Raw genomic sequence first — 14,002 nt, 5'->3', positions numbered from 1 at the left:
GAGGCGATGAGCGAGAGCAAAACCCTGTTGATCAGCATGGGCGATGCCTGCGGCATCGGCCCCGAGATCGCCGTGGCGGCCTGGGCGGCCGAGGCGCGGCGCGAGGATCTGTGCCTGGTCGGCGATGTCGGTGTGCTGCGCCGTGCGGTTGCCTGGCAGGGCCTGAGCCTGCCGGTGGCACGGCTGGCCTCGCCGGACGAGCTGGCGAACTTGCCGCCCGACTGTCTGCCGGTCTGGCAGCCCGAGGGCCTGCCGACCGATCTGCTGGACTGCCCGGTGGGCCGCATCAACGCGCGCGCCGGCCGCGCGGCGGCGGCCTGCATCGAGGCGGCGGTCGCGGCCATCCAGGCCGGCCAGGCGGCAGGTCTCGTGACCGCGCCGCTGCACAAGGAGGCCCTGCATGCGGCCGGGGTGGACTATCCCGGCCATACCGAGATGCTGCAGGCCCTGGCCGCGCAAGAGGGCGTGGCACCGCCGGTGCGCATGATGCTGGCCAACGAGGAGCTGCGCACGGTGCTGGTGACCATCCATATGGCGCTGCGCGAGGCCATCGACATGCTCAGCATCGAGCGGGTGCTGCAGACCCTGCAGATCAGCGATGCCGCGCTGCGCCGCTTCGGGCTCACAGCACCGCGCATCGCGGTCGCGGGCCTGAATCCCCATGCCGGCGAGGGCGGGCTGTTCGGCCGCGAGGAAATCGACATCATCGCGCCGGCTATTCGCCTGGCACGCCAGCAGGGCATCGCCGCCAGCGGCCCCTATGCGCCGGACACGATCTTCATGCGTGCCCGCAACACGCCCACCCACCCCGGCGAGTTCGATCTGGTCGTCGCGATGACGCACGACCATGGCCTGATCCCGGTCAAGTACCTGGGCGTGGAGCAGGGCGTCAACGTCACCCTGGGTCTGCCCTTCGTGCGCACCAGCCCCGATCATGGCACGGCTTTCGATATCGCCGGCACGGGCCGCGCCGATGCGTCCAGCATGCGCGCGGCCATTCGCATGGCGCGCCGGCTGATCACCTAGCTCTTGCTGCCCAGCTCGGCCAATTGCTTGCGCGCGCGTGCGGTAGCGCGCTCGAGCAGATGGGCGTTCTCGAAGGCCTTGAGCCGGCCGGACTCGCACAGGCGCTTCAGCATGCGCGCCGTCATCGTGACGGTCTCCTGGTGCTTGTGGCCCTGGGTGAAGATGAAGAAGCTGTGGCCGGCGCTGATATGGGCCAGGCGCACCTTGCGCCAGGCCTCGCCGGTGTTCATCTGGTAGGCGAAGCCCAGCTGCAGATGCTCGATCAGCAGCTCGCCCTCGCTGGGCTCGGGCGCCTCGGCGGCGGGCAGGCCGTCGATGCTGATGTCGACGGCGGCCAGCGGTGCCTCGGCGCTCAGATCGATGTCGATCTGGCCGTCCCAGTCGACCCGGCTTTCCTGCATCAGGCCCAGGCGCTTGGCTTCGTCGGGGGTCAGGCGTTGCGCCAGGTCCAGATCGCCCGGTACCGAGACCGGCGTGCCGGCCGGGGGCAGGTCTTGCTCGGAGGGCGGCGCGCAGCCGAACACGCCTTCGAGCTGCTTGACCAGCAGGTTGTGGTCCAGCGGTGACAGGCCCTGGCCCTTCAGTGATTCGGCATGGGCCGGCAGCAGCTCGCCGAAAAAGGCCTTGCGGCCGCTCTCGGGCCAGGCGATCAGGTCCAGCCCCTCGTTGAGGGTGCGCATCAGTACCGGCAGCTGGCTCAGAAAGGTCTGGCGCTGGGCCGTGCCGCTCTTGGGCTGCACGCTCATCACCAGGTCGCGGCCCAGCTGGCGCAGACGCATCGCGCGCTCGGTGCTGCCCTCGCGGCTGGCCAGCACGATGGCCTGGCTCCAGACCTGGGACAGGAACTCGCGCAGGAACTCCGGCATCGGCACCGGGCCCAGCGCCGCCTGCAACTGCTGCATATAGCGCTGCTGCAGGCGCAGATCGGTTTCCTTGCGCTCGATCAGCGCGGCGGCGTCGCCCTGGGCCTGCAGGGCCTTGGCGGTCTGGTCGGCGATGAATTGTTCGAGCGCGTCGAGCTTGCTCTCGTAGACATCCATGCGGTCGAAGTCGCCATTGGCGACTTCCTGCACCAGCTCGCGCACATGGCTGAGGAAGTCGCGGCCCGGGTCTTCCGAAAAATCATCGAAGGCGCAGGCCAGCGAGGCGACGCGGTTGATGAAGCGGCGCACCGGATGGCGGCGCGAGGAGAAGAAGGTCCGGTCGCCCAGCGCCACGCGCAGCACCGGCAGCTGCAGCCGCGCCAGCAGGCGGGCCATCTGCGGCGGCACCTTGGGGTCGGACAGGATCTGGTCGAACAGGCTGCCGACCACATCGATCACCATATGGTCGAGGTTGCCGGTCGCGGCCTGGCGCAGCTCGTCGCGGTGCAGATGGATCAGATTGGGCGGCATCGGCATGCCGCCGCCACCGGCCCAGGCCGCGTCGCCGTAGTCCTCGCCCCAGTTGCTGACGGGGCCGCCGGCCGTGCTCGCACCCGGCGGCGCCTGCACGCTGGGCAGATAGGCCAGGCGGCGCAGCAGCTCCATCATCTGCGCATCGACCGCGCCCATCGTGCCGGGGCTGCCGCCACGCCTGCTCATGCCAGGGGCGCCGCCATGGCCGCCGCCTGCGTAAGCGCCACCATGTCCGCCCAGCTCGCCCATGCGGCTGTGGCCGGTCTGGCCGGGTGACTGCGAATGGCCGGAATGGGCCGCGTGGACCGAATGCGATGAGTGCACCGAATGACCGCCGACATCGACGCCGCGCACCCGCAGATCCTGCGGCCGCAGGCCGCGGCTGCGGAACAGCTCGACGATGTCGGCATAGCAGCTGCGCATCTCGTGGGCCAGCGCGCGCGTCATCTCGTCGATCAGGATCTGTCGGGTCTGCTCATCGTCGGTGACCGCATGCACGGCGTCCAGCAAGGCCTGGGCGACCAGCTCGGGGCGCAGCGGATTGCGCAGCTGCTCCTTGGCGTCCTGGGTGCTGCCCAGTGCCGACATATAGGACTCGACCTCGCGCAGCTCCCATTCGCTCTGGTGGCCGATGGCCAGGCCGATGCGGTCGGCCGCCACCATCGCGTCGACGGCGTCGTCGTCCATCAGCGAGAGCTCGGTCCAGGCCTGGGTACTTTTGCGCGCCCCCGGCTCGACCTTGGGCTTTTGCTCGCCCGCCATCTGGGTGCGCAGGCTTTGGTAGAAACGTTGGCCGAACAAGGCCTGCTGCTTGCGGAACAGGAACTGGGCCGACAGCAGGGCGTCGCGGCGCTTGATCTGGCCGGCCGACAGGGCCGCCATGCCCATGCCTTCGGCGCCGCGCTCGGCCGCTTGCTCGGCCGCGGTGCGTATGCGCTGCAGTGCGGCTTCCAGATGCGGATTGAGGCGTGGTTCGGGCGAGTTCATGGCTGCGTGTGGACCGCCTGTGGCCAATTTGCCACAGCTTATATCGGCAAGTATCGCGCCAAAGCCTGCGTCGAGCCGGCGAGGGCGTGCGAGCACCGGCGCGGCGCTGCCAAATAACTGACAGGCCGCTACCTGTTACCGCTGCTTACTGCTGCTCAGCGGCGCTGCAGGGCGTCACGGATTTCGCGCAGCAGCTGGATATCCTCGGGCGTCGGGGCCGGTTCGGCCGGCGCCGGCGCGGGGGCGCTCTCGCGCTTGAGGCGGTTGATCTGCTTGACCATCAGGAAAATGATGAAGGCCAGGATGATGAAGTTCAGCAACACGGTCAGGAAGCTGCCATAGGCAAACAACGGCACGCCGGCCTTGCTGAGGGCCTCGAAGCTCATCGGGCCTTTGAAGTCGGCCGGCGGATCGGCCAGCATGATGAAGTAGTTGGAAAAGTCCAGGCCACCGACCACGCGCCCGACCAGCGGCATGATCAAATGATTGACGACCGAATCGACAATCTTGCCGAATGCGGCGCCGATGATGACGCCCACCGCCAGGTCGACGACATTGCCCTTGACCGCAAACTCCTTGAACTCCGTCATGAACCCCATGGGTCTCTCCTCTGTAGCAATGCCGGGATTGTGCCCGCGCTGCGGCGCGCGAAATCGGGTCGAATACGGCTTCTGTGGTGCGCATGAGGCGCGCTTCGCGTCGTCTCCAATGGTTGGAAGCGATGGCGTCCGTTAGAATCCTCGGTTGCCCCCGATCAGAAGTCTCGTTTGAGGACCCTCATGAGTGACCAGCAAGTGGACCAAGGCAAGCGCACCTGGCTCATCGCCACCGGTTGTGCCGGCGCCGTTGGCGGCGTTGCCACCGCCGTGCCCTTTGTCAGTACTTTCACGCCCTCCGAGCGCGCCAAGGCCGCCGGAGCTGCCGTTGAAGTCGATATCAGCGCCCTGAAGCCGGGTGAGAAGCTCACCGTGGAGTGGCGCGGCAAGCCGGTCTGGGTGGTGCGTCGCACGCCCGAGCAGCTGGCGGCGCTGAAGGGTCTTGACCCCCAGCTGGCCGATCCGGCCTCGGACCGCACCGCGTACCCGACGCCGGATTACGCGAAGAACGAGACGCGCGCGCGCAAGCCGGAGTATCTGGTGGTCGTGGGCATCTGCTCGCATCTGGGTTGCTCGCCCAGCGACAAGTTCCAGACCGGCGCGCAGCCCTCGCTGCCGGACGACTGGCATGGCGGCTTCCTGTGCCCCTGCCACGGCTCGACCTTCGATATGGCCGGTCGCGTCTTCAAGAACAAGCCGGCGCCCGACAACCTCGAAGTGCCGCCCCACATGTACCTGTCCGACACCAAGCTCTTGATTGGTGAAGACAAGCAAGCCTGAAGCTAAAGGACAGAGGTCAACATGGCTGAATTCAAAGAAGCTCCCGCCGGTGCTCCGATCGGCGAAAAGCTGCTGACCTGGGTGGACAACCGTTTCCCAGCATCCAAGCTCTACAAAGAGCATCTCTCCGAATACTACGCACCGAAAAACTTCAACTGGTGGTACATCTTCGGCTCGCTGGCCCTGCTGGTGCTGGTGATCCAGATCGTCACCGGCATCTTCCTGGTGATGCACTACAAGCCGGACGCGGCGCTGGCCTTCGCTTCGGTCGAGTACATCATGCGTGATGTGCCCTGGGGCTGGCTGATCCGCTATATGCACTCGACCGGCGCCTCGGCCTTCTTCGTCGTGGTTTATCTGCATATGTTCCGCGGCCTGATCTACGGCTCCTACCGCAAGCCGCGCGAGCTGGTCTGGATCTTCGGTTGCGGCATCTTCCTGTGCCTGATGGGCGAGGCCTTCATGGGCTATCTGCTGCCCTGGGGCCAAATGTCCTACTGGGGCGCGCAGGTGATCGTGAACCTGTTCGCCGCCGTGCCTTTCGTCGGTGAAGACCTGGCCCTGCTGATCCGCGGCGACTTCGTCGTCAGCGATGCGACGCTGAACCGCTTCTTCAGCTTCCACGTCATCGCGATCCCGCTGGTGTTGCTGGGCCTGGTGGTGGCGCACATCATCGCGCTGCACGAGGTCGGCTCGAACAACCCGGACGGCGTCGAGATCAAGGCCAAGAAGGATGCGTCCGGCAAGCCGCTGGACGGCATCGCCTTCCATCCCTACTACACGGTGCACGACATCTTCGGCGTCGGCCTGTTCCTGATGGTGTTCACAGCCATCATCTTCTTTGCCCCGGAGATGGGTGGCTACTTCCTGGAGTACAACAACTTCATCCCGGCCGACCCGCTGAAGACGCCGGCGCACATCGCCCCGGTCTGGTACTTCACGCCCTACTACTCGATGCTGCGCGCCACCACTGACCCGATGGTCAACGTGCTGGTGGGTCTGGTCGGCGCGGCGGTGGTGCTGGCCTGGCTGAAGAGCGGTTTCTCGACCAAGGGCAAGATTGCCGCCACCGTGGTGGCCCTGGTCGCGATGGCTTTGCTGAAGACCTTCGACGCCAAGTTCTGGGGCGTGGTCGTGATGGGTGGTGCGGTCGTGATCCTGTTCTTCCTGCCCTGGCTGGATCACAGCCCGGTCAAGTCGATCCGCTATCGCCCCGACTGGCACAAGTATGTGTACGCCGTGTTTGTCGTGTTCTTCCTGGTGCTGGGCTATCTGGGCATCAAGCCGCCCAGCGATATCGGTACCTTGATCGCGCAGATCGGCACGCTGTTCTATTTCGGCTTCTTCCTGCTGATGCCTTGGTGGAGCAAGCTGGGCACGCCCAAGCCCGTGCCTGACCGTGTGACCTTCCACGCCCACTGAGCATCGGAGTTCCAAGAATGAAAAAATTCATTGCTACGCTGCTGACCTCGCTGGCGCTGAGCGCCGGGCTGGTGTCGGGCGCCTCGGCCGCCGGCGGCGGCATCGAGTGGGACAAGTTCCCCAAGGAGAAGATGACGGACATGGCCGCGCTGCAAAACGGCGCCAAGCTCTTCGTCAACTACTGCCTGAACTGCCACTCGGCTGCCTTCATGCGCTACAACCGGCTGGCCGACATCGGCCTGAGCGAGGCGCAGATCAAGAGCAATCTGATGTTCGCCAGCGACAAGGTCGGCGACACGATGAAGATCTCGCTGGACCCCAAGCAGGCCAAGGACTTCTTCGGTGCCACGCCGCCGGACCTGACCGTGATCGCGCGCTCGCGTGCGGCTGCGGGCCAGGGCTCGGGTGCGGACTATCTGTACACCTATCTGCGCACCTACTACCGCGACGACACCAAGGCCACCGGCTGGAACAATATGGCCTTCCCCAGCGTGGCCATGCCGCATGTGCTGTGGGAGTTGCAGGGCCAGCGCGCCGCCAAGTTCGCCGACGAACCCGATCCGCATGACGCCAGCAAGACCGTCCATGTGTTCAAGGGCTATGAGCAGTTGACCCCGGGCACCCTGACGCCGCAGCAGTTCGACGAGGCGATGGCCGATCTGGTCGCCTATCTGCAGTGGATGGGCGAGCCGGCTCAGGCCCAGCGCTTCCGTCTGGGTGTGCTGGTGCTGCTGTTCCTCAGCGTGTTCACGCTGTTCGCCTGGCGTCTGAACGCGTCTTACTGGAAAGACGTGAAGTAGGCCTTGCGGGCCCGGCTTGGCCGGGCCTGAGTTGACCGCAGTGGGGCGCCTCGGCCTCCACTGCGTTTGCATTTTGTGCGGTGCTCGTCCAGCATGAGCCCGTGAATCACCCACCGACCTTCTCGGGAGCCTGCCGCCATGATGGTGCTTTATTCTGGAACTACCTGCCCTTATTCGCACCGCTGCCGCTTCGTGCTGTTCGAGAAGGGCATGGACTTCGAAATCCGTGATGTGGACTTGTTCGCCAAGCCCGAAGACATCGCGCTGATGAATCCCTACAACGAGGTGCCCATCCTCGTCGAGCGCGACCTGATCCTTTATGAGTCGCACATCATCAATGAGTACATCGATGAGCGCTTCCCGCATCCGCAGCTGATGCCCGGCGACCCGGTGGCCCGCGCCCGCGTGCGCCGGTTCCTGCTCAATTTCGAGAAGGAGCTGTTCGCCCACGTCAATGTGCTGGAAGGCCGCTCGCAAGCCGTCAAGGCGACCGACAAGCAGCTGGAAAAGGCCCGCGCCCAGATCCGCGACCGCCTGACCCAGCTCGCGCCCATCTTCCTGAAGAACAAGTACATGCTGGGCGACGACTTCTCGATGCTCGACGTGGCCATCGCGCCGCTGCTGTGGCGCCTGGACTACTACGGCATCGACATGTCGAAGAACGCCTTGCCGCTGCTGAAGTATGCCGAGCGCATCTTCTCGCGCCCGGCCTATATCGAGGCGCTGACGCCGTCCGAGAAGGTGATGCGCAAGTAAACTGCGACCCCATGGATCAAAGCTCCGATGGCGGCACGGCCGCCAGCACCTCGACCCGGCCGTACCTGATACGGGCCCTGCACGACTGGTGCACCGACAACGGCTTCACGCCCTATATCGCGGTGCATGTAGATCGTTTCGTGCAGGTCCCGAACGAGTACGTCAGCAATAACGAAATCGTGCTGAACGTCGGTTTCGACGCGACCAGCGGGCTGGAGCTCGGCAACGAGTTCATCCAGTTCAAGGCCCGCTTCGGCGGCGTGGCGCGCGAGATCGTCGTGCCGGTCGATCATGTGGTGGCGATCTATGCACGCGAGAACGGCCAGGGCATGGCCTTTCCCGCGCCCAGCGCCGATGCGCCGAGCGCGCCTTTGAGCCTGGCCGGTAGCGCCTCGCCTGTGGCTGCAGGAACTAGCCCGCCGGTGCGCCCGCCCGCGCGTGGCCTGCGCCTGGCCCCCGGCCCGGCCGAGCCGCAGGATCAGCCCAAGGCGGCCGATCCGGTCACCGAGCCCGGCCCGGATGATTCCGGTGGCCCGGCCGCCGGTGGCGGTCGCCCGGCGCTCAAACGCGTCAAATAGTTGTTGCGGGCCGAGGTAGGGCTGGTTTTTTGCCCCTACAATGCGCCCTCGCATCAAGCCAGTGCCGGCTTAGCTCAGTTGGTAGAGCAACCGCCTTGTAAGCGGTAGGTCATCAGTTCGAATCCGATAGCCGGCACCATTGCGCCCAACAGCATCCTCAGCCGGGCTGCATCACCTTGATGCGCAGCTTGGCGGCGGGGATGCCTTGTTCGGCCAGCAGCTCCAGCAGCCGCGGCTGCAACTGCCTCAGCTTAGCCGCCACGGCGGCATTCGAGGCCAGCAGCGTCCACCCCTCCTCATCGATAGGCCCCGGCTTCACGAAGCGCGTCAGTGCGCCCGGCAGCGCGACGCTGACGATGGCCATGCGCCGGTTCGATTCCTGCAGCAGCAGACCCAGCCGCGCCAGCCCCGTATGACCGTTCATCGCCTGCTCGATCGGCATCGGCTCGGGCACCGAGGGGCCGCCGTGCTTGGCGGCGCGGCGCGGGCGATAAGGGCTCAGAGGGCGCGTCGTCGTGGACATGGCCTCAGTGTAGTCCCGCAGCCTGGCCGGCCCGGGCGTGCGGGGTGCCGATGCTAAACTCGGCGGGTTTTTCTGCAGGCCGAGGCCGGCACCCGGCTTGCAAGCCGGCGCGACGCCCTCAGCTGTAGAAACCGTCGAACAAGCAAGAACAGAACTCCACGGGCTGATTGCCGCGCCCGTCGTTGCCCCCGAGCGGGCACGCCAGCGGCTCAGACCTGGTCCGCCTACCTTCAAGTCCAAGACAGACACGCTGCATGTTGCCCAAGCTTCTTACCCAGATTTTCGGTAGCCGCAATGAGCGCCTGCTCAAGCAATACCGCCGCGTCGTGCAGCAGATCAATGCGCTGGAACCCAAGTTCGAAGCGCTCAGTGACGCTGAGTTGCGCGCCCAGACCGAGGCATTCAAGCAGCGTGTGGCCGGCGGCGAGAGCCTGGACGCGATCCTGCCCGAGGCCTTTGCCGTGGTGCGCGAAGGCGGCAAGCGCGCGCTGAAGATGCGCCATTTCGATGTGCAGCTGATCGGCGGCATGGTGCTGCATGCCGGCAAGGTGGCCGAAATGCGCACCGGCGAGGGCAAGACCTTGATGGCCACGCTGCCGGTCTATCTGAATGCGCTGACCGGCAAGGGCGTGCATCTGGTGACGGTCAATGACTATCTGGCCCGGCGCGATGCCGAGTGGATGGCCAAGCTCTACAACTTCCTGGGCCTGACGGTGGGCATCAACCTGCCGAACATGCCGCGCGAGGAAAAGCAGGCCGCCTACCGCGCCGACGTCACCTACGGCACCAATAACGAGTACGGCTTCGACTATCTGCGCGACAACATGGTCTACGAGACGGCCGACCGCGTGCAGCGCGGCACCGCGTATGCCATCGTCGACGAGGTCGACTCGATCCTGATCGACGAAGCCCGCACGCCGCTGATCATCTCCGGCCAGGCCGACGACCAGACCGATGTCTATCTGGCGATCAACAAGGTCGCGCCGCTGATGAAGAAGCAGATCGGCGAGCTCGATCTGCGCACTGGTGAGGGCGTGGTCGAGCCCGGCGACTTCACGGTCGACGAGAAATCGCACCAGATCTATCTGACCGAAGACGGCCACGAGAACGCCGAGAAGTACCTGAGCCAGGCCGGTCTGCTGGCCGAGGGCGCGAGCCTGTACGACTCCGCCAATATCACGCTGATGCACCATCTGTACGCCTCGTTGCGCGCACACCATGTGTATCACCGCGACCAGCATTACGTGGTGCAGAACGGCGAGGTCATCATCGTTGACGAGTTCACCGGCCGGCTGATGAGCGGCCGGCGCTGGAGCGACGGCCTGCACCAGGCCGTCGAGGCCAAGGAAGGCGTGGCGATCCAGAGCGAGAACCAGACGCTGGCCTCGATCACCTTCCAGAACTATTTCCGCATGTACGGCAAGCTCGCCGGCATGACCGGCACGGCCGATACCGAGGCCTATGAGTTCCAGGAGATCTACGGCCTGGAGACCGTGGTGATCCCGCCGAACCGTCCCACGATCCGCAAGGACGAGCTGGACCTGGTCTACAAGACCACCAAGGAAAAGTTCGACGCCGTCACCCAGGACATCCGCGACTGCCACGAGCGTGGTCAGCCGGTGCTGGTCGGCACGACCTCGATCGAGAACTCGGAGCTGATCTCCAGCCTCCTGACCAAGGCCAAGCTCCCGCACCAGGTGCTCAATGCCAAGCAGCACGCCAAGGAGGCCGAGATCGTGGCCCAGGCCGGCCGTCCCGGTGTGATCACGATCGCGACCAATATGGCCGGCCGCGGCACCGACATCGTGCTGGGCGGCAATGTCGAGAAGCAGGTGCAGTTCATCGAGGCCGATGCGGCGATCCCTGAGGCCGAGAAGGCCGCGCGCATCCAGAAGCTCAAGGACGAGTGGGCCGGCCTGCACGAGCAGGTCAAGGCCGCCGGCGGCCTGCGCATCATCGCGACCGAGCGCCACGAGAGCCGCCGTATCGACAACCAGCTGCGCGGCCGGTCGGGCCGCCAGGGCGACCCGGGCTCCTCACGCTTCTATCTGTCGCTGGACGACCAGCTGATGCGCATCTTCGCGGGCGACCGCGTGCGCGCCATCATGGACAGGCTGAAGATGCCCGAGGGCGAGGCCATCGAGGCCGGCATCGTGACCCGTTCGATCGAGGGCGCGCAGCGCAAGGTCGAGGCGCGCAACTTCGATGTGCGCAAGCAACTGCTCGAATACGACGATGTGTCGAACGACCAGCGCAAGGTGATCTACCAGCAGCGCAACGACATCCTCGAGGCCGACTCCCTGGTGGCCCAGATCGGCAATCTGCGCGCCAGCACGCTGGAAGACGTGGTGCGGACCTATGTGCCGGCCGAGAGCCTGGAAGAGCAGTGGGACCTGGCCGGGCTGGAGCGGGTGCTGAAGAGCGAGTGGCAGCTCGATGTGGGCCTGGCCGCCGAGGTCGAGAAGAGCGACTCCATCACCGATGAGGACATCCTCGCCAAGGTGGTGGCTGCCGGCGACGCGCTGTTCGCCGACAAGCTCGAGCGCGTCGGCGTCGAGCAGTTCTCGCCTTTCATGCGCATGGTGCTGCTGCAAAGCATAGACCAGCACTGGCGCGAGCATCTGGCCGCGCTGGACTATCTGCGCCAGGGCATCCATCTGCGCGGCTATGCGCAGAAGAACCCCAAGCAGGAGTACAAGCGCGAGGCCTTCGAGCTGTTCTCCCAGCTGCTGGATGTGGTCAAGATGGAAGTGACCCGCACGCTGCTGAATGTGCGCATCCAGTCGCAGGAAGAGGTGGCCCGCGCCGCCGAGGCCATCGAGGAACGCGCCGAGCACATCAGCAACGTCACCTACACCCATCCCAACGAGGACGGTTCGGTATCGCAGGACGCGGCAGCGCCGGCCGGCTCGCCCTACGCCCATGTCGGTCGCAACGATCCCTGCCCCTGCGGCAGCGGCAAGAAGTACAAGGCCTGCCACGGCAAGCTGAATTGAACTGAGGCGGCGGCCTCGCCTCCCCATCACAAAGGGCTCTTTCGGGAGCCCTTTGCCGTTCAAGCTCCCTACAATCCGCGCCATCCGTCCTTTCGTGCCCGCGAGACCTTCATGCCCGTCAATCTGAACGCCCCCGACCCTGCCTCTCTTCACCCCGTGCCCGGCGTGCGCCTGGGCGTGACCATGGCCGGTGTGCGCAAGGCCAACCGCCGCGATCTGAGCGTGATCGCGCTGGACGAGGGCGCGTCGGTGGCCGGCGTGTTCACGAAGAACCGCTTCTGCGCGGCGCCGGTGCAGATCTGCCGCGAGCATCTGGACGGCGGCCAGGGCATCCGTGCGATCCTGGTCAACACCGGCAATGCCAATGCCGGCACCGGCGAGGATGGCCTGGCCCGTGCCCGCTCGACCTGTGCGGCGCTGGCCGGCCTGATGGGCGTGCAAGCGAGTCAGATCCTGCCGTTCTCGACCGGCGTCATCATGGAAACCCTGCCGGCCGACCGCATCATCGCCGGTCTGCCGGCGGCCCTGGCCGCCTTGCGCGCCGATGCCTGGGACGAGGCGGCCGCCGGCATCATGACCACCGACACCCTGCCCAAGGCCGCCTCGCGCCAGGTGCAGATCGGCGGGCAGACCGTCACCATCACCGGCATCTCCAAAGGCGCCGGCATGATCCGCCCCAATATGGCGACCATGCTGGGCTATGTGGCCACCGATGCCAATATCCAGCCCGAGCTGCTGCAAAGCCTGGTGACCGAGGCGGCCGATGCCAGCTTCAACCGCATCACCATCGACGGCGACACCTCGACCAATGACAGCTTCGTGCTGATCGCCACCCACAAGGCCGCTCACGCCCGCATCGAGTCGCTGAGCAGCCCCGAGGGCCAGGTCTTGCGAGCGGCGGTGATCGCGGTTTCGCAGCAGCTGGCCCAGGCCATCGTGTGCGACGGCGAGGGCGCGACCAAGTTCATCAGCGTCGTCATCGAGGGCGGCCGCGACGAGGCCGAGTGCAAGCTGGCGGCCTATGCCATCGCGCATTCGCCGCTGGTCAAGACCGCCTTCTTCGCCAGCGACCCGACCCTGGGCCGCATCCTGGCGGCGGTCGGCTATGCCGGCATCGCCGATCTGGACCAGACCCTGATCGAGATGCATCTGGACGATGTGCATGTGGTCACCAAGGGCGGCCGCCACCCCGACTACCGCGAGGAGGACGGCCAGCGCGTGATGAAGCAAAGCGAGATCACCGTGCGCGTGAACCTGCATCGCGGCCCAGCCCAGACCACGGTCTGGACCTGCGACCTGAGCCACGACTACGTCAGCATCAACGCCGACTATCGCTCCTGAGTTGCAGCCGGCCAATCCAATCTAGAATGCGAACAATTCGTATTTGATTGGGTGCATCGCGCCCGCACAAGGGGAAACGCGTGCTTGCCGAGCCGGCTCATCATCAGCAGCAGATGCATGCGCTCTACAGCGAGCACCAGGCCTGGCTGCTCGGCTGGCTGCGCCGCAAGCTGGGCTGTGCCCACCAGGCAGCCGATGTGGTGCAGGACACGTTCCTGCGCATCCTGACCTCGCGCGACGCGCTGGGCGCGATGCGCGAGCCGCGTGCCTATCTGAGCGCCACGGCCCAGCGCCTGCTGGTCGACCAGGCGCGGCGCGGCCTGATCGAGCAGGCCTATCTGGAGGAGTTGGCGCGCGCGGTGGCGCAGCACCCGGCCTGCCACGCCTCGCCCGAGCAGACCCTGGCGGCGGTGCAGGCCCTGGCCCAGATCAGCGCGCTGCTCGAGCGCGTCTCGGCCCGCGCCCGCGAGGCCTTTCTGCGCCATTACCTCGACGGCCAGACCCATGCCGAGATTGCCCATGCCCTGGGGGTCTCGACCCGGATGGTGCAGAAATACCTGGTCCAGGTGCTGCTGCAATGCCGCGCGCTGGACCTGGCCCCGTGATGCGGACCGAGCGGGAGGCGCTGGCGGCCCAGGCCGCCGACTGGCTGGTGCGGCTGAGCGCCGACGACGCGGCCGAGCGCCAGCAGGCCGCCAGCGGTTTCGAGCGCTGGAAGCAGCAGGACCCGCGCCATGCCGAGGCCGCTGCCGCGATGGAGGGCCTGCTGGGCACGATGCAGGGCTTGCGCGAGGCCAGCG

General features: G+C 66.2%; 13 protein-coding genes and 1 tRNA gene. 11 read left to right on the top strand and 3 right to left on the bottom strand.

Annotated elements, in window-relative coordinates; genetic code table 11:
• Positions 1 to 6 precede the first annotated feature (6 nt).
• Positions 7 to 1,026, top strand: coding sequence for a 4-hydroxythreonine-4-phosphate dehydrogenase PdxA (gene pdxA / locus PO768_RS08915; protein WP_272645770.1), 1,020 nt, complete (start codon positions 7 to 9; stop codon positions 1,024 to 1,026).
• Here the strand turns inward: pdxA and PO768_RS08910 are convergent.
• A complete protein-coding gene (locus PO768_RS08910) occupies positions 1,023 to 3,410 on the bottom strand; it encodes a DUF1631 family protein (RefSeq protein ID WP_272645769.1) in 2,388 nt (795 codons plus the stop codon). The genes pdxA and PO768_RS08910 overlap by 4 nt on opposite strands.
• Positions 3,411 to 3,565: 155 nt before the next feature.
• Positions 3,566 to 4,009 carry a large conductance mechanosensitive channel protein MscL gene (gene mscL, locus PO768_RS08905; protein ID WP_269838682.1) on the bottom strand — a complete coding sequence of 148 codons (444 nt, stop codon included), beginning with the start codon at positions 4,007 to 4,009 and terminating at the stop codon, positions 3,566 to 3,568.
• A 180-nt stretch (positions 4,010 to 4,189) separates the two neighbouring features.
• On the opposite strand from mscL, the gene petA reads away from it, so the two are divergent.
• The 6 genes from petA (at position 4,190) to PO768_RS08875 (ending at position 8,481) form a co-directional block, all read left to right on the top strand.
• Positions 4,190 to 4,786, top strand: a complete 597-nt coding sequence (gene petA / locus PO768_RS08900) for a ubiquinol-cytochrome c reductase iron-sulfur subunit (RefSeq protein WP_272645768.1) — start codon at positions 4,190 to 4,192, stop codon at positions 4,784 to 4,786.
• A 21-nt stretch (positions 4,787 to 4,807) separates the two neighbouring features.
• Complete coding sequence (locus PO768_RS08895; protein ID WP_137941070.1) at positions 4,808 to 6,208, top strand: cytochrome b; 1,401 nt, start codon at positions 4,808 to 4,810, stop codon at positions 6,206 to 6,208.
• A gap of 17 nt (positions 6,209 to 6,225) precedes the next feature.
• Positions 6,226 to 7,008 (top strand): cytochrome c1, encoded by a 783-nt coding sequence (locus tag PO768_RS08890; protein ID WP_272645767.1) that lies wholly within the window; start codon positions 6,226 to 6,228, stop codon positions 7,006 to 7,008.
• Positions 7,009 to 7,146: 138 nt separating this feature from the next.
• A complete protein-coding gene (locus PO768_RS08885) occupies positions 7,147 to 7,764 on the top strand; it encodes a glutathione S-transferase N-terminal domain-containing protein (protein ID WP_272645766.1) in 618 nt (205 codons plus the stop codon).
• An 11-nt stretch (positions 7,765 to 7,775) separates the two neighbouring features.
• On the top strand, positions 7,776 to 8,342 hold the full coding sequence (locus tag PO768_RS08880; RefSeq protein ID WP_272645765.1) for a ClpXP protease specificity-enhancing factor: 567 nt from the start codon (positions 7,776 to 7,778) through the stop codon (positions 8,340 to 8,342).
• A 63-nt stretch (positions 8,343 to 8,405) separates the two neighbouring features.
• A tRNA-Thr gene (locus PO768_RS08875) sits at positions 8,406 to 8,481 on the top strand.
• A gap of 18 nt (positions 8,482 to 8,499) precedes the next feature.
• On the opposite strand, the gene PO768_RS08870 is transcribed toward PO768_RS08875, so the two are convergent.
• Entirely contained in the window at positions 8,500 to 8,865 is a 366-nt protein-coding gene (locus PO768_RS08870) for a hypothetical protein (protein ID WP_272645764.1), read from the bottom strand.
• A gap of 254 nt (positions 8,866 to 9,119) precedes the next feature.
• Here PO768_RS08870 and secA point away from each other — a divergent pair, with 254 nt between their 5' ends.
• The 4 genes from secA to PO768_RS08850 all read left to right on the top strand — a co-directional run.
• A complete protein-coding gene (secA, locus tag PO768_RS08865; RefSeq protein ID WP_272645763.1) occupies positions 9,120 to 11,861 on the top strand; it encodes a preprotein translocase subunit SecA in 2,742 nt (913 codons plus the stop codon).
• Between the two features lie 111 nt (positions 11,862 to 11,972).
• The gene (gene argJ / locus PO768_RS08860; protein WP_272645762.1) at positions 11,973 to 13,202 is read left to right on the top strand and encodes a bifunctional glutamate N-acetyltransferase/amino-acid acetyltransferase ArgJ; all 1,230 of its coding nucleotides are present in this window, start codon (positions 11,973 to 11,975) and stop codon (positions 13,200 to 13,202) included.
• 113 nt (positions 13,203 to 13,315) lie between these two features.
• Positions 13,316 to 13,807 carry a sigma-70 family RNA polymerase sigma factor gene (locus PO768_RS08855; protein WP_272645800.1) on the top strand — a complete coding sequence of 164 codons (492 nt, stop codon included), beginning with the start codon at positions 13,316 to 13,318 and terminating at the stop codon, positions 13,805 to 13,807.
• The coding region (locus tag PO768_RS08850; protein ID WP_272645761.1) for a DUF4880 domain-containing protein at positions 13,807 to 14,002 on the top strand (196 nt) is incomplete at its 3' end. The genes PO768_RS08855 and PO768_RS08850, both read left to right, overlap by 1 nt.

It is taken from the genome of Paucibacter sp. XJ19-41, from assembly GCF_028462495.1.
Taxonomy (GTDB): domain Bacteria; phylum Pseudomonadota; class Gammaproteobacteria; order Burkholderiales; family Burkholderiaceae_C; genus Roseateles_E.
The sequence above is the reverse complement of the archived record's forward strand: the minus strand, read 5'-3'. Positions and strand labels throughout refer to the sequence as shown.